Origin of the sequence: Arthrobacter sp. NPDC093125, from assembly GCF_044754225.1 — a bacterium.
GTDB lineage: Bacteria > Actinomycetota > Actinomycetes > Actinomycetales > Micrococcaceae > Arthrobacter.
On sequence record NZ_JBIVOQ010000002.1, the window covers coordinates 417,398 to 432,612 of the forward strand.

Annotated in this window: 11 protein-coding genes; 3 read left to right on the plus strand and 8 right to left on the minus strand. The window is 63.7% G+C overall.

Annotation, left to right across the window (positions count from 1 at the left end; all coding sequences use genetic code 11):
- Positions 1 to 183 precede the first annotated feature (183 nt).
- Positions 184 to 1,050 (plus strand): SGNH/GDSL hydrolase family protein, encoded by an 867-nt coding sequence (locus ACIP9X_RS06405; protein WP_400478890.1) that lies wholly within the window; start codon positions 184 to 186, stop codon positions 1,048 to 1,050.
- A gap of 65 nt (positions 1,051 to 1,115) precedes the next feature.
- Here ACIP9X_RS06405 and ACIP9X_RS06410 read toward each other — a convergent pair whose 3' ends face one another.
- Positions 1,116 to 2,945 carry an ABC transporter ATP-binding protein gene (locus ACIP9X_RS06410; RefSeq protein ID WP_400478891.1) on the minus strand — a complete coding sequence of 610 codons (1,830 nt, stop codon included), beginning with the start codon at positions 2,943 to 2,945 and terminating at the stop codon, positions 1,116 to 1,118.
- A gap of 79 nt (positions 2,946 to 3,024) precedes the next feature.
- On the opposite strand from ACIP9X_RS06410, the gene ACIP9X_RS06415 reads away from it, so the two are divergent.
- Entirely contained in the window at positions 3,025 to 3,654 is a 630-nt protein-coding gene (locus ACIP9X_RS06415; RefSeq protein ID WP_400478892.1) for a PH domain-containing protein, read from the plus strand.
- A 13-nt stretch (positions 3,655 to 3,667) separates the two neighbouring features.
- On the opposite strand, the gene ACIP9X_RS06420 is transcribed toward ACIP9X_RS06415, so the two are convergent.
- The 5 genes from ACIP9X_RS06420 to ychF all read right to left on the minus strand — a co-directional run bounded on the left by ACIP9X_RS06420 (position 3,668) and on the right by ychF (position 11,621).
- On the minus strand, positions 3,668 to 4,819 hold the full coding sequence (locus ACIP9X_RS06420; protein WP_400478893.1) for an ABC transporter permease: 1,152 nt from the start codon (positions 4,817 to 4,819) through the stop codon (positions 3,668 to 3,670).
- Positions 4,816 to 6,357, minus strand: a complete 1,542-nt coding sequence (locus ACIP9X_RS06425; RefSeq protein ID WP_400478894.1) for an ABC transporter permease — start codon at positions 6,355 to 6,357, stop codon at positions 4,816 to 4,818. The genes ACIP9X_RS06420 and ACIP9X_RS06425 overlap by 4 nt, the downstream gene beginning before the upstream one ends.
- A 171-nt stretch (positions 6,358 to 6,528) precedes the next feature.
- Entirely contained in the window at positions 6,529 to 8,307 is a 1,779-nt protein-coding gene (locus ACIP9X_RS06430) for an ABC transporter family substrate-binding protein (RefSeq protein WP_400478895.1), read from the minus strand.
- Positions 8,308 to 9,120: 813 nt separating this feature from the next.
- Complete coding sequence (locus tag ACIP9X_RS06435; RefSeq protein WP_400478896.1) at positions 9,121 to 10,317, minus strand: hypothetical protein; 1,197 nt, start codon at positions 10,315 to 10,317, stop codon at positions 9,121 to 9,123.
- Positions 10,318 to 10,535: 218 nt separating this feature from the next.
- Positions 10,536 to 11,621 (minus strand): redox-regulated ATPase YchF, encoded by a 1,086-nt coding sequence (gene ychF, locus ACIP9X_RS06440; RefSeq protein WP_400478897.1) that lies wholly within the window; start codon positions 11,619 to 11,621, stop codon positions 10,536 to 10,538.
- A 156-nt stretch (positions 11,622 to 11,777) separates the two neighbouring features.
- Between ychF and ACIP9X_RS06445 the strand changes: the two genes are divergently transcribed.
- Positions 11,778 to 13,019 (plus strand): DNA recombination protein RmuC, encoded by a 1,242-nt coding sequence (locus tag ACIP9X_RS06445; RefSeq protein ID WP_400478898.1) that lies wholly within the window; start codon positions 11,778 to 11,780, stop codon positions 13,017 to 13,019.
- Between the two features lie 15 nt (positions 13,020 to 13,034).
- On the opposite strand, the gene ACIP9X_RS06450 is transcribed toward ACIP9X_RS06445, so the two are convergent.
- The gene (locus tag ACIP9X_RS06450; protein WP_400478899.1) at positions 13,035 to 14,111 is read right to left on the minus strand and encodes a 4-hydroxy-3-methylbut-2-enyl diphosphate reductase; all 1,077 of its coding nucleotides are present in this window, start codon (positions 14,109 to 14,111) and stop codon (positions 13,035 to 13,037) included.
- Positions 14,112 to 14,232: 121 nt separating this feature from the next.
- Complete coding sequence (locus tag ACIP9X_RS06455) at positions 14,233 to 15,081, minus strand: hypothetical protein (protein ID WP_400478900.1); 849 nt, start codon at positions 15,079 to 15,081, stop codon at positions 14,233 to 14,235.
- Positions 15,082 to 15,215: the final 134 nt, after the last annotated feature.

The following is a 15,215-nucleotide window of genomic DNA, read 5'->3' on the forward strand; positions in this document are numbered from 1 at the left end:
GGCACCTACACCAAGTCTAGACGCTCCCCCTTTTATTGGCCTAAAAGCCGGGAAGCCCCCTACCGGTTCCCCGTTACCAAATCGTGAGTGCATGGCCGTGTCACGTGAGCAATATCACTGGCTTTTGGAGAAGTGATCCACCACTATTGCTAAACCAGTACGAGCAGGCCAGGAGTTCCACCCATGTTTCAAGCCTCAGTGAGGGCACTCCTGATGAGCCCGCTGATCACCGCCGGCGTTCTTTTGAGCGGCTGCAGCGCCACAGTTGGGCCCGGCATCGACGCCGGAGGCGTCACGGCGCCTCCTGTTTCTGCCCAGGGCGCTGCCCGTGCTGCCGCCCCGGTGGCGGGCCCCGGCGAAGCGGTGGCCGCCGGCGCTGCTGTCGTGGAGGACCTGGCGGCCGGTGCAGACCCCGCCGCCCTCCCCGCCGGAGCGCTGTACCGGAATCCTGCCAACGGCCGGGACGAGGTAATCGTGGAGGACATCAGCCGCACCGCACTGCTGATCGGGGATTCGCAGTCCGAGCCCGGCAACAGCTGGCCGCGCCGTGCCTTGGCGGGGCTGGGTTATGACGTGTTTTTCTGCGGCAAAGGCGGCACCGGCTTTGTTGCCTCGAACGGCGCCACCGGCAACTATGTCGATGCCCTGCAGCGGGGTGACTGGCATCTCCCCTACGGCCAGCCTCCGCTGGTAGTCATCGAAGGCGGCGGGAACGACGCGAAGCAGGGAGCGGGCGACGACCAGATCAGGGCCAACGCCGAGCGGCTGATCGCGACGCTCAAGCAGCAGTATCCCGGCGCGAAGTTCGCCATGATTGGCACGCTGGCCAAGGGCGCGGACCACGGCGGCGGCAGGCGTTCGGAAGTGGACGCACTGCTGGGCACCGTGGCTGCGGAACACGGCATACCCTTCGTCAGCGCCGGGGACTGGCTCACCAGGTACGACCTGGAGGTCCACCTCGCCGATGCGGTCCACATGAACGACGACGGCCACCGCGCCCTGGGCGGGCTGCTGCTGGACCGCCTGTCCTCGCTCGGTTTGGGACGCTAGGCCCGGACCGGTACGGCCGGGCGCGGCTGGGCCGCGCCCGGTCGGCTCCGAGGGCGCAGGGCGGCTTACTCGGCTCCCGCCGCCAGCAGCTGGGCCCGCAGCTCGCGGCGTTCACGCTGCCGCTCCGGGTCGGGCAGGGGCACAGCGGCCAGCAGCTTCTGCGTGTAGGGCTCCTGCGGATTGCGGAGGATCTGGTCGCGGGTCCCCTGCTCCACGATCCGTCCGCGCTGCATGACGCAGATCCTGTCGGCGAGGACGTCGACGACGGCCAGGTCGTGGGTGACGAACAGGCACGCGAAGCCCAGCTCCCGCTGCAGGTTCTGGAAAAGCTCCAGCACCTTGGCCTGCACCGACACGTCCAGAGCGGAGGTGGGCTCGTCCGCCACCATCAGCTTGGGCTTCAGTGACAGGGCACGTGCAATGCCCACGCGCTGCTTTTGCCCTCCCGAGAGTTCGTGCGGGTACCTGTTGCGGTATCCGCGCGGCAGCTCCACCTGGTCCAGCAGCGCCTCGATCCGTTTCTGCAGATCGTTGCCCTTGGCCACCCCGGCGAGGTACATCGGCTCACCGATGCTTTCACCGATGGGAAGGCGCGGGTTCAGGGAGGAGGACGGGTCCTGGAACACCATGCCAATGTGCCGCCGGACCTGATGCAACTGCCTGCCGTTCTTCTTCGCGGCGGAAATGTCCTGGCCCACAACCCTCATCCTGCCGTCGGCTACCGGAAGCAATCCCACCGCTGCCCGACCGATGGTGGTCTTGCCGGAGCCCGACTCCCCCACCAGCCCGACGACCTGACCGGGGTAGACCGTAAGGTTGGCGCCCTCGACGGCCCGGAATGCCGGCACGCGCCCCTGCTTGGGGTACTCGATGGCGACGTCCTCCAGCTCCAGGACGGGTTCGCCGGCAGGCCTGGCGGACTCGGCGGCGGCCAGCGCCGCGGCGTTCTCCCGCTCCCGCCGGAGCAGCTCCTCGCGGTTGACCGATTCCAGTTCGGCATGCGTGGCCGCCGCCAGCGCGGCGGTAACGTCCACGTCAGTGTCGGCGCCCGCTCCACCCTGCCCGAGGTGCGGCACCGCTGCCAGGAGGGCCTGCGTGTAGGGGTGCCGGGGGTGGTGGAAGATCTCTTCGGCGGTGCCCGTTTCCACGATGACTCCGCGCCGCATGACCGCAATCCGGTCGGCGAGGTCCGCTACGACGCCCATGTCATGGGTGATCAGGACGATGGCGCTGTCCAGCTTGTTCCGCAGGTTCCTCATGAGGTCCAAAATTTCCGCCTGTACCGTGACGTCCAGCGCCGTGGTCGGTTCGTCCGCGATGAGCAGTCTGGGGTCGCAGGAGAGTGACTGCGCGATCATCGCACGCTGCCGCTGCCCGCCGGACAGCTGGTGCGGGTAGGACTTGAAGGCCTTCTCGGGGTCGGGCAGTTCCACGAGGTCCAGCATCTGCAGGGCCCGTTCGCGGGCCTGGTCAGGGGACACCTCGTTGTGCAGCCGGACCGTCTCCATAATCTGGGCCCCGACGGTGTAGACGGGGTTGAGGGCGGTCATGGGCTCCTGGAAAATGACGGCCACGTCCTTGCCCCGGACACTGCGGATGTTCGAGGCGTCCGCGCCCAGCAGCTCCTTGCCCGAAAGTTTGACACTGCCGGAGACGCGGCTGTTGCTGGGCAGCAGCCCCAGCAACGCCATGGAACTGGCGCTCTTGCCCGAACCGGATTCGCCGACGATGGCCAGCACCTCACCGGCGCGGACCTCATAGTTAAGTCCGACGGCGGCCGGCACCCACACCTTGTCCACGCCGAAATCGACGCTCAGGTCGCGCACTTCAAGCACGACGGCGCCCTTGCCGTCGGAACCGGACCGTGCGGGGCTGTGGCTGATGAAGTCAGTCATGGTGGGGTTTTCCTTTCACGCGTGCCGGCGGAGCAGCTGGAATTAGTGCCGCGGCGCGGAATCCTGAATTATGGGGGGCATGAGCACTGCGCCGTCCGCCGAAAACGCGGCGATCTTCAAGGCCCGCACCAACAAGTGGTTCGCCGGGCTTGCCTGGGCGGTGGCCGGCGCCGGTCTCGTCAGCACGGCCCTGAGCGGCCAGGCAGAAGCGGTGTCCGGCACCGGTCCGCTGCTGCTGACCGCCTACCTTGGCTGGGTGCTGTTCTGGCGTCCGTCCGTTGTGGTCCACGACGCCGGCGTGACACTCGAAAATCCGTTCCGCAGCATTGCCGTGCCGTGGTCCGCCCTGGTGCAGGTGGACACGCGTTATGCACTGACACTGATCACGCCGGCCCGAAGCTACGGCGCATGGGCAGCGCCTGCACCGGGAATCTGGGGCGGCCGCAACGCCCGCCCGGAGGACCTTCAGGGCCTGCCCGGGAGCACCTACGGCCCGGGCCAGTCCGTACGTCCAGGCGACCTGAAAAGCACCGACTCGGGCCAGGCTGCACAGCTTGTCCGCGCCCGGTGGCAGCAGATGGTGGAATCCGGGGCCGTCGACGCCGGTACCGCGAGTGACACGCCCGTCGCTGTGAGGATCAGGTGGCTGGAACTCGGTGTCACGGCAGCCCTTGTGGTGTTCAGCATCTGGGGAGTGGCCCTGTTCTAGGCCGGACAGCACGTCAGGCTCCCTTGCCGGGACCGGATGCAGGGCCGTTCCCGTCCGCGCTGTCCCCTGTGTTGCCTTCAGAGGCGGTGACGGGTGTCTTCTCCGGCGTCTTCGGGCCGCTTTCCCGCGCCTTCTTGGGGTTGAACTTTTTCTGCCGGGGATCAAAGGCATCCCGCAGGCCGTCGCCGATGAAGTTGATGCTCAGGCAGATGAGGACGATGAACAGGCCGGGGAACCAGAAGAGCCAGGGCCTGGTGGTGAAGGCCTCCTGGTTTTGCGAGATGAGCAGGCCCAGGGACGTATCCGGGGATTTCACGCCCACGCCAAGGTAACTCAGTGCAGTCTCGGTGAGGATCGCCGCGGACATGGTCAGGGTGACGTTTACGATCAGGACGCCGACGGCGTTGGGCAGGATGTGCTTGAAGATGATCCGGGCATTGCTGGCTCCGGAGATGCGCGCCGCGTCGACGAATTCCCGTTCGCGCAGGGTGAGGAACTCACCCCGCATCAGCCGTGCAAGGCCCACCCAGCTGATCAGCCCAAGGAAGATACCCAGGGCCAGCACACCGTTGGTGCTGGCAAAGGACGCAAACCAGCTCCCCTCGTCCCGCCGGCCCGCGAACTGTGCCATGACGGCGGCCAGGAGCAGGGCGGGGATGATGATGATGACGTCGGTTAGGCGCATGAGGATTGCTTCTGTCCAGCCCCGGAAGTAGCCGGAGAGTGCGCCCACGGTCACGCCGATCAGGCCTGCAATGAGTCCGATGACCACCATGATGGTGATGGATTGCTGGGCGCCGCGCATGGTCATGGCGAACAGGTCACGGCCGATCCGGTCCTGGCCGAAAGGATGCTCCCCCCAGGCGAGCGGCCAGAAGGAGGCCGTGGGCGCGCCGTCGTTGACGAGCGGTGAGACGGTCTCGTGGGTGTACTTCCACCATCCCGGGATGCCTGCATATCCGACGGACGTGAAGGCGGTGACGAAGATGATGGCGAAGACCACGAGGCCCGCGATGGCGCCGGAGTGCCCGAGGAACCGCTTGCGGACAATCTGCCCCTGGCTCAGTCCCCTGGCCTCGGCGACTGGCTCGATCCCGGCCGCCGGTTGTGCCTTGAGGCTGGCCTGTTCAGCTACGATTTCGTCCTGCTGGCTCGGCTGGCTCATGCTTTTACCCTTACTCGTGGATCCAGCGCGGAGTAGGCAAGGTCCGCGATGAGGTTGAACACCATGGCCGTGATGGCGACGCAGATGAAGACGCCCATGACCGGGTTCGGGTCAACGTGCAGGATGCCGTCGAGGAACAGGAATCCCATGCCGCGGACGGAGAACACCGTCTCTGTGATGACGGCGCCGCCGATGAGCCCGCCGATGTCGAAGGCGACGATCGTGGCCACCGGGATGAGGGCGTTCCGGAATGCGTGGCGCATGACCACGGTCCGCTCCGAGAGGCCCTTGGCCCGTGCTGTCCGGATGTAGTCCATGTTCATGATCTCGAGCATGGACGAACGGGTGAACCTCGTGTAACCGGCCAGGGAAATGAGGATGAGTGCCGTGGTGGGCAGGATCAGGTGGGTGAACGAGTCGAGCCCGAGGATCCAGTAGTCGCCTTCGATATTCGGGGTGCCGGCGCCGATGGTTGCGATGGGGCGTCCGCGGACCCTGCTGTTGTTGAAGTACGCCGGCCAGGCCTGCATGTAGCGGTCAAGGACAATGAGGAAACCCAGAAGGAAAGAGGTAAGCGCTGCCGCCCGCATGGACTGCCCGCGGTCGTATCCGCCCACGAGGTAGCCGATGCCCATGCCGACGAGGACCGTGGCGATCCCAAGGAGCACGATCATCAGGAATGTTGCCTGGTTGAGCAGTGGCTGGATGAGGAAGTAGGCAACCACGCCCGCCCCCGCAGCGATGAGCGCGGCCCGCAGCGCCTTGCGGTTCTTCAGGCCGGCCGTCAGCAGGGTCACCGCAAAGGCCAGGCCCACACCCGCAATGGCGATGACGACCGGGCCGAGTCCGGGGGTCTTGAACCACAGCGTGACCGAGAAGTAGATGAGCACCGCCGTGACCGCCGCGAAGACTATACCGCCGGTCATGATCCGGCGCTTGAGATCACCCCCGGCGATGATCAGGGCCACGAGGCCTAGGACAGCGCCGATGCCCGCGGCCACCGGCAGGGGAATCTCAGGGTTCCTGAGGAAGTTGTTGAACCCGATGGCGCCAAACTCCTTCAGCAGCACGGCCACCCAGAAGATCGGCAGGGAGAAGAACAGAAACGCCATGAAGGTCACGCCATAGTCCAGGCTGCTGTACTGGCGCAGCGCGGTGATGATGCCCAGGGTGATGCCGATGAGAATCGCCAGCACGGTGGCTGCCGTAACCAGTGTGAGGGTCTGGACCAGGGCATGCCCCAGAGCATCGGTGATGGGCTGGCCGGCGATGTTCTTGCCAAGGTCGCACGTCCCGGCGAAGGGAACGAGGCACTGGGCGGCGCCGCCCAGCCACTTGAAGTACCTGATGGGAGCAGGGGTGTCCAGGTCCAGGAGGGCCGAGCGCGAATCCATCAGTTGCTGTTTGTTCGGGGCGCTGCTGGCCCGGAACTCGGCGAGCGGATCGCCGGACGCTGCGGTCAGCAGATACACCAGGAAAGACGCGCCCAGGAGGATGAGTGCAGCGGTGACGAGCCGCCGGACAATGTAGGTCACCATCGTGAAAGAACCTCAGTATTCGGGTCCGGGGGTTGCCAGGACCGGTCGCAGGTTTGGCCGTGCCCGCCTTCGTGGTGCCGGCACGGGGCGGGAGTTGCCGCCACAAGGCGCCGGGACCATGGTGCTTGATCCCGGCGCCTTAGTTAGCTTCTTGCAGTTGTGGTCACCGGCTTACTTTTCGGCCCACTCCCAGAAGTTCCACCAGACACCCGTCTGGTTAGGCATGAACTTCACGCCGGTAATCCGGTCGCTGTAGGCGTCCACGCCGATGGACTGGAACAGCGGGAGACCGTAGGAGGAAGCCCAGATCTTCTGGTCGATCTGCCTGGTGAGCTCGTCCTGCTTGCCGCGGTCCGTCGTCACGATGAGCTCTTCCATCAGCTTGTCGGCCTCAGGATCGCTGAACTTGTTGAAGTTGGACCCGTTGCCCGTGCGGAAGATCTGCGGTACGCCGGAGACTCCGACGCCCGGGTTGATCCAGCCGAAGATGGTGGCGTCGTAGCCACCCTTGCCCAGCGCCTTGCCCCAGTCGGAGCCGCCGAGGCCGCCGTCGACGATCTTGAAGCCTGCCTGGGTGGCAGATTCACGGACCAGGGAGAAGGCGTCCACGCGGTTCGGGTTGTCCTTGTTGTACATGATGCGGATTTCCGGAGTCTTGCCGGCGAGCAGCTTCTTGGCTCCTTCAATGTCAACATCCTGGTAGGCGGCGGAGCCGTTTTCCTTCACCGAGTCCGCATAGGCGGGCTGGGCCGGAACGAAGAGCTGTGAATCCAGCGGCTTGGCTTCCGGATCCAGCTTCTTGACGATCTTGTCCACGATGTCCTTGCGGGGAACCGTCTTCATGAATGCTTCACGGACGTTCTTGTCGGCAAATACCCCGTAGAAGTTCAGGTCGATGTGGTCGTAGGACAGCTGGTTGCCCTGCTCCACCGTGACGCCCTGGCTCTCGAGTGCCTTGAGCTGCTCGAGCGTGTCGGCGGAGGCCTGCGGAGCAATGATGTCCGCTTCGCCGTTCTTCAGTGCCTGGACCTGTGCGGGTGCCGAGCCGATGTAGCGGACGGTGATTTCATCCAGCTTCGGTTCCGGGCCCCAGTTGTAGTCCTTGTTCCTGACCATGGTCAGGGACTGGTCCTGGTTCACGCTCTTGACGATGAACGGGCCGTTGGACAGGAAGAGGGTAGGGTCGCCGGGCAGGGTCTTGGTGTCGAACCCGGTGTTCCAGAATTCGGACATGGCCTTGAGTTTGCTGTCCGCGGGCTTGGGTGCCTTGGCGTCACCACGGGGCAGGCTCTTGAGGTGGTCGATGAACTCCTGGGTGTCGGCCATGCCGGCCTTCTTTGCCAGGACGTGGGCCGGGATGTCGATGCCGGGCCCGCCGAGTGCGATCTCCCAGTCGGCGAACGGCTTGGAGTATTTCAGCGTCATGGATCGGTTGTCGTCGCCGATCTCCGGGAAGTCGGTGAGGGCGAGGCCGGTCGGGTCCCCGGCGTAGGAGAAGTACGACGTTCCTGCTTTGCCGTCCGCATCGGCGTCGTTGTAGTACCCGGAGAAGGCTGCCCACTGGAGAAGGAGGTCAGCCGCCGTGACGGGCGTGCCGTCCGACCACTTCACGCCTTCATTGATGGTGTACTTGACGGTCAGCGGATCGTCAGAGGTCTTTTCCATCTTGCCGAACTTTTCGTTCCGGACGATGTTGAGCTGGTTGTCGATGTAGTAGAAGCCGGAGTGCGTTGCGTAGCTGATCTTGGAGTTGATGTCAGTGTTGCCGTCGGCCGTGTTGGGGTTGAACGTGTTGAACGCATTCACCTCAACCACGGTGGCTGTGCCGCCCTGTTTGCCGGCCGCATTGCTTGTCGGGGTTGTCCCGGTGTTGGTGCTTGCGCAGGCGCTGAGTGCCAGCGCCGCTGCGGCGGCGACGCCTACTGCTTTGGAAATACGACTGAATCGCATTCCGCCTCCTATGTCTCTTTAGTGTGGAAAGGACCGCCGCTGAAGACGCCGGCCAGACAGCCACATCCCCCCAGTGAGCATGTGGCATGTCTCACATGGGAAGTAGCCTAGACCCGCGCGCCGCACCTGCGGACCGAAAGTTGCCCCTCAGTAAAGGTTGTTATCGAGATGCAACCTAGCACGCCGCGTCGCAGAAAACAGGTGCCTGATAGCGGGCACCAATCACAATGTGAGCGTCCCGCCAAGGGACCGAGGCTATTGCTTGTTAATCCTCAATCACTGAACCGGAAGGGCAAGCTGGCGCAGCAATTACCTGTTGCCGGGTTCATCACCGCTGCCTACGCTTGATGTGGGAGTGCCCGTCACCCCCGCGGGGGGAAGGCTTGCACGTGGTCTTCGCTTGGGGGGCGCTGCCATAACGGTCCGGCTCCACGGTCTCTCCTGCGGCAGCTGGGGCCGGCTCCGTCAGCCATCCTTGCCCATAGCCTCATCGCTATTTCCGGCGCGGACAGCAAAGAACCCCCGCAGGCTTGTGGCCGCGGGGGTTCTTCTGGTCGAAGCCTCCTTGATTGGGGGAACAAGGAGGCGCCTGAACAAAGCTATTGGAAAGTGTGCTTAGGGTTCAAATCCGTCCAGCCGGCGGCAGCCGGGGCAGGTCGTGAGTGGCTTCCCTATGGGCGCTGAAGCGCCTGGTCACACATTGAAGCGGAACTCGACGGCGTTCCGCATCAGAAACAACCTTAGCGGTAGCATTCTTGCCCGTATTGGACTTCGTGCCCGGAGGCGCACCGATGTCAGGCCCCTTCCCCAGGCCTACTCCTCAGTAAGAATCTCCCTGGGATTTCCACCGTCGACGTCTTCGGTTCGTTGCTTCTTCTTCGACTTGAACAATCCCGTTACGTTAGACCCAACAGTGGTCGCTGTTCCGGCGATTGCGCCAGCCATTTTTTCGGCCTTCGCCCGGGCCTTTGACGCAGCAGGAAAGCCCTCGTCAAGGGTATGGCTTGAGGAGAACTTGTCCGCTGCTCGAGAGGCAGTGCCCTTGATAGTCGAGCTAACATCCTCGATTGTATCTACGAGAGCTTTTGTCATACTGGGCGGCGTTGCATCAGCAACTTTGATGGCCGCCAGATAGGCCTCCGCATCGACATTCGGAGGCGGCAGTTCTCTGAGATGCTTTTTAAGCCGGTTCGACTGCAAATTGAGTGTGACGAACGTGAGGCCTCCCGATACCACTCCCCCCACAACGGGAACAACCTTGCTGACGGTCTTGGCAAAGCTCTGTTTGGTGACCTGCACTCCGATGATCCGCAGTGTCTGCTTCATGGGGAGATACCACGCGGTTTTAGTCAGGGCCACACTCGCGATCTTTTTTTGGACGGCAGGTCGGGCAACCTGAACGGCAAAAAGACTGACCGAGGAAGACGCACTACCGACCCCCATCATTACGCCAAGGAAGGCAGCAAGTATGCCCAAGGTTTCGTCATCGATGTCTTCGATATCATCTAAGAACGACTGCCAACCATAAACGTAGGCGACTTTCTGCATAACCCTAAAGGCGTGAACGTAGAACTGGGTGATGTCCGCAGGCACTGTCCCGAGCATTGCAAAACCGCCAGGTAAGCCGGCAGCAAATGACAGGGCTGTGGATTTTCCAGTCTCAAAGTCAATAGCACTTTCAGCGATTTCATCAAGCATGGCCGGTGCAATTCCTGCTGCTGCAGGGTTCTCCCGGATGGCCCTATTGATCTCTGTAGCTCCGACACCTCGTTTGTGAAGTTCTGCCTTGAGGAATTGCGCCCTATCAATGCGTACACCACGCAGACGTATGACCTGTTTCAGGAAGGCGATAGCAAATTGCTCTGCTTCGCTATCTTGTTCATCCATCATGGCGTTGATGGCTAACTGGGAGCCGTCGTCTTCGTTGAGATCCTCTTCGGCTACCTCGACGGGGATCCTGAGATCCTCCACCGTAACAAGTTCCAAGCTCTTATCGTTCTCATCGCTCACAGTGCACGTCATTCCTCATGGTTCTGAAGTTTCGTTAGCCAAGATGATGATAACCGGCATCAGGCGCTGACCCAGTCATGTGGTGTGCACACTTATCAATCGTCCGAAATGGATGCACGGAAGCCAGAACTGGTGCTTACATTCAACTTTTCGGGTAAACAAGAGGGTCTGGTCCCGCAGTCATCACCTGCCGGACCAGACCCTCCTCATCATGAGAACTACACGTTGAAGCGGAACTCGACGACATCGCCGTCGGCCATCACATATTCCTTGCCTTCAATGCGGACCTTGCCGCGGGACTTCGCTTCCGCCATGGATCCGGCCTCGACCAGATCTTCGAAGGAAACGACCTCGGCCTTGATGAAGCCTCGCTGGAAGTCCGAGTGGATGACTCCCGCCGCCTGCGGCGCCGTGTCTCCCTGGCGGATGGTCCACGCCCGGGCTTCCTTGGGGCCGGCCGTGAGGTAGGTCTGCAGTCCAAGCGTGTGGAATCCAACGCGGGCCAGCTGGTCCAGGCCCGACTCATCCTGGCCGTTCATTTCGAGCATCTCGCGGGCCTCAGCCTCATCCAGCTCGACGAGGTCGGCCTCAAGCTTGGCGTCGAGGAAGATGCAGTCGGCGGGTTCAACCATGGCTCGCAGCTCGGCCTGCTTCTCGGGGCTGCCGAGAATTCCTTCGTCCGCATTGAAGACGTAGATAAAGGGCTTGGCCGTCAGGAGGCTGAGTTCCTTCAGGTGCTCCATCTCCAGCTTGTCGCTCTTAATGGAGGAGTAGATGGTGTCACCGCGCTCCAGCACGGCCTGCGCTGCCTTGATGGCTGCGAGTTCCGCGGCTTCCCGCTTCTTGATCTTGACTTCTTTTTCGATCCGGGGAATCGCCTTCTCGATGGTCTGCAGATCGGCGAGGATCAGCTCGGTGTTGATGGTTTCCATGTCCGAGCGGGGATCCACCTTGCCGTCAACGTGGATTACGTCGGGGTCGTCGAAGACGCGCACCACTTCTGCGATGGCTTCCGCTTCACGGATGTTGGCGAGGAACTGGTTACCCAGCCCTTCTCCTTCGGACGCACCCTTGACGATGCCGGCGATGTCCACGAAGGACACAGCGGCCGGCAGCACCCGCTGCGATCCGAAGATCCCGGCGAGCTCCTGGAGCCTGGAGTCGGGCAGGTTAACGACACCGACGTTCGGTTCGATGGTGGCGAACGGATAGTTCGCCGCCAGCACCTGGTTCCGGGTCAGTGCGTTGAAAAGAGTTGATTTGCCGACGTTGGGCAGTCCGACGATGCCAATAGTAAGAGCCACGGACAATGATTCTACCTGTTATGGCGGTGCCATAAGGGCACAGGCAGAGGAGGTGCCAGGTTCGAGGGGCGAGCCAGGGCAAGCACACCGGCAAGGAGGAGCGGGGCTGGCAGCGTCTTCGGCAGGAATGTCGTACCTGCGTGCCACAGTGAAGGCATGGATTCTTTTGCAGTGATTTTGGCCCTCCTGATGCTGCTGCTCGGCGCGCTGGCGGGGGCGGCCTTCGTGTACGTGGTCATGCGGCGCCGCAATGTGGCGCTGGAGGCGGATTTCGACGGCGTTTCGGCGCGACTCTCGGAGGTCAGCGCGCAATACGCCGCGTCTGAAGCCGAGCGGAGGCTGCTGGCTGTGCAAAACCGGGAGCTCGGGGAATCGCGCCAGCAGGACGGCAGCGTTCTGCGGGCCCTGGCGCCGGTAGCCGAGAAGCTTAGTGCCGTCCAGCAGCAGGTTTCCCTCCTGGAACGCGACCGGCTGGAACAGTACGGGCAGCTCGCTCAGCAGCTGCAGGAGGCCAGGCTCTCTGACCAGCAGCTCATGAAATCCACGCACGCCCTCGAAGCGGCCCTGCGCTCGAACAGCGCCCGGGGCCAATGGGGCGAAGTCCAGCTGCGCAGGGTGGTCGAAGCGGCCGGGATGCTCCGCCATGTGGACTTCTACGAGCAGCTGCACAGCCCGGGTACGGATGCTTCCGTCCGTCCGGACCTCGTGGTCCAGCTTCCGGGCGACAAGCAGCTGGTGGTTGACGCGAAGGTGCCGCTGTCCTCCTACCTTGAGGCCCAGGACCTTGGCCAGACTGGCCCCGACAACGCGGGTAGCGGTTCCACCCAGCAGGCCCTGCTGGCAGCCCATGCCAAAGCGCTCAAGTCCCACGTCGACGCCCTCAGCAACAAGAAGTACTGGGACATCTCAGGCAACTCCCCCGAGCTGGTCATCTGCTTCCTGCCTGCCGAGTCCATCCTCGCGGCCGCCCTCTCCGCAGATCCGGGGCTCCTGGATCATGCCCTCTCCAAGAACGTGGTGCTTGCCTCACCCGGCACCCTGCTGGCGGTCCTGAAGTCCGTTGCGTTCACCTGGCGGCAGGACGTGCTGACCGACAGTGCACGTGAACTGTTCGAGCTAGCCCGGCAGCTCTATGAGCGCATGGGCACCCTCGGTGAGAATGTCAGCAAGCTCGGGTCCTCCCTGAAAACATCGGTGGACCGGTACAACTCGATGGTCGGCACGCTGGAGGCGCGTGTGCTGCCCACAGCCCGGAAACTCAATGCCCTCGACGCCGCCGGCCTTGCTGCGCCGTCCGCGGTTCAGGTGACTCCCCGTGCCGTTTCCGCGCCTGAACTGCAGGAGCGGGCTCACAGCGCGCGGGAGTTGGACGAGGCGTCCGAGGAGGACGCCGCCTAGGGGCTCCCGCGGCCGCTAGTTTGAGCGCCGGCCGCCGAGGGCCCGTGAGACGTCGCCGGCCGCCTTCAGGGTTGCGCGCAGCTCCTTGGGCAGTGAGAAGAGCAGATCCTCTTCCGCGGTGACGACTTCCTCGACGGCACCGTAGCCGTAGTCGGCCAGCAGGCGGAGCACGTCTTTGACCAGCACCTCGGGCACGGACGCGCCGGACGTGACGCCAACGGTGGAAACGCCCTCAAACCAGGTTTCGTCCACCTCGTTGGCAAAGTCCACGCGGTACGACGCCTTGGCACCGTACTCGAGGGCAACCTCAACCAGCCGCACTGAGTTCGAGGAGTTCGCGGAACCGACCACAATCACCAGGTCAGCCTGGGGAGCGATCTTCTTGATGGCGACCTGGCGGTTCGTGGTCGCGTAGCAGATGTCGTCGCTGGGCGGGTCCTGCAGGGTGGGGAACCGCTCTTTGAGCAGCCTGACCGTTTCCATGGTTTCGTCAACGCTCAGTGTGGTCTGGGAAAGCCAGATGACCTTTTCCGGGTTCCGTACCGTCACCTTGTCCACTTCATGCGGACCGTTGATGATCTGGATGTGCTCCGGGGCTTCGCCGGCTGTCCCTTCGACTTCCTCGTGGCCGTCATGGCCGATCAGCAGGATGTCGAAGTCGTCCTTTGCGAAACGCACCGCTTCCTTGTGGACCTTGGTGACCAGCGGGCAGGTGGCGTCGATGGTGCGCAGGCCCCGGTCCTCCGCGGACTGGACCACGGCAGGTGACACGCCGTGCGCCGAGAAGATCACCAGCGCACCCTCAGGCACCTCGTCGGTTTCATCGACAAAAATGGCTCCCTGTTCTTCCAGGGAACTGACCACGTGCACGTTGTGGACAATCTGCTTGCGGACGTAAACAGGAGGCCCGTAGTGCTCCAGCGCCTTTTCCACGGCGATGACGGCCCGGTCAACGCCGGCGCAGTATCCGCGCGGGGCCGCCAGCAAGACCTTCTTTGGACCGGCCACAGGCGCGGCTGCCAGCACTTCCTCTGGTGAACGGCGCCGGCGCGGAACGGTTGGCATCGAGAGGGAGACAGCTGAGGAGGTCATTGCTCCATGCTACCGGGTGCAGCATGGCCTCCCCGCGGCACTATGCCCCGGGCGAACCTTGGTCGCGAACCCGGCCTGCGACGGCCCTGGCTCCACCCGGACACCGGAAAGCCGGGGCGAATCACCCCCTGCGGGCCCGGCCGCCGAGCAGACGCCCGGCAAGGCCGGCGGCCACCAGCACGGCGCCGGTCATGGCCGCCGTCGTTATCCACGGCCCAAAGCCGCGGGTCGAGGCAGCGACAAACTCCTGCACGAACAGGTCGGCCACTTCGTTGCCGCTTGCCGTGCCTGCGGCCGTATCCGAGGCAAAGCGTGATCCCAGGCTCCACAGCCCCGCCAACCCGAGAGCGCCGACGCCTGCTCCGGCGAACACAGTCCATCGGCGGCGTGCCGCCACAAACGCCAGGAGCAACGCGATTCCCGCCCCAACGGCCAGGCTGGAGCCAAGAGGCGCGTACGCGGTGACCTGTTCGATCTGTTGCCGCTGGTTTGGCTGTCCAACCGTCAGCAGGGTCTGCCCCGGAGCCTCCAGCGGAACTCCCGCGCGCTCCGCAATCTGGCTGGTGACGAGCCCCACGAGGGGAGCCACATCCAGCGTGACGGTCGAAGCGGAGCCGGTTTCGGAAGGGGCAGTACCCGCGGCGCCAAAGTTAAGCCGGTGGCTTTTACGCAGCGTCTCCTCCCAGGCGGCCGGATAGCCCGGCAGCCCGCTGAGGGAGGCTGCTGCGGATTCCAGCAGGGGCCTGACGATCCCTGCCACGGGCTCGGGTATCGCTCCCCCGGTATCGATCCCGCCCACGGCAGCGGCAGCGAGCCTCTGCTGAAAAGCGGGATCCTTTCCCAAGGGAGCGGCCAGCGCAACGAAGCCGTCTTCCTGAACGATGTTGCGGTCCACCCAGATGGCCGGGACGGCAACCGCGGACAGCAGCAGGCCAATGACTACGGCCAAGGCCGAAACAAGAGAACGCAAGGGATTCCTAGCTGGTTGGGGTTTCTGGCGGGTCGTAGTGACATTGCCATCCTAGGCAGGTCGCTCCACAGGCAAAAAATGTCGTCATCGGGTGATAAAGCTATGGATAGAGTTGATTAGCCGGGGTGCAGGCA

Bases quoted from the DNA above. Each gene is read 5' to 3' on its own strand.
- ACIP9X_RS06415 (WP_400478892.1), top strand. From the start codon at position 3,025: ATGAGCACTGCGCCGTCCGCCGAAAACGCGGCGATCTTCAAGGCCCGC.
- ACIP9X_RS06405 (WP_400478890.1), top strand. From the start codon at position 184: ATGTTTCAAGCCTCAGTGAGGGCACTCCTGATGAGCCCGCTGATCACC.
- ACIP9X_RS06445 (WP_400478898.1), top strand. From the start codon at position 11,778: ATGGATTCTTTTGCAGTGATTTTGGCCCTCCTGATGCTGCTGCTCGGC.
- ACIP9X_RS06410 (WP_400478891.1), bottom strand. From the start codon at position 2,945: ATGACTGACTTCATCAGCCACAGCCCCGCACGGTCCGGTTCCGACGGC.
- ACIP9X_RS06450 (WP_400478899.1), bottom strand. From the start codon at position 14,111: ATGACCTCCTCAGCTGTCTCCCTCTCGATGCCAACCGTTCCGCGCCGG.
- ACIP9X_RS06420 (WP_400478893.1), bottom strand. From the start codon at position 4,819: ATGAGCCAGCCGAGCCAGCAGGACGAAATCGTAGCTGAACAGGCCAGC.
- ACIP9X_RS06430 (WP_400478895.1), bottom strand. From the start codon at position 8,307: ATGCGATTCAGTCGTATTTCCAAAGCAGTAGGCGTCGCCGCCGCAGCG.
- ACIP9X_RS06425 (WP_400478894.1), bottom strand. From the start codon at position 6,357: ATGGTGACCTACATTGTCCGGCGGCTCGTCACCGCTGCACTCATCCTC.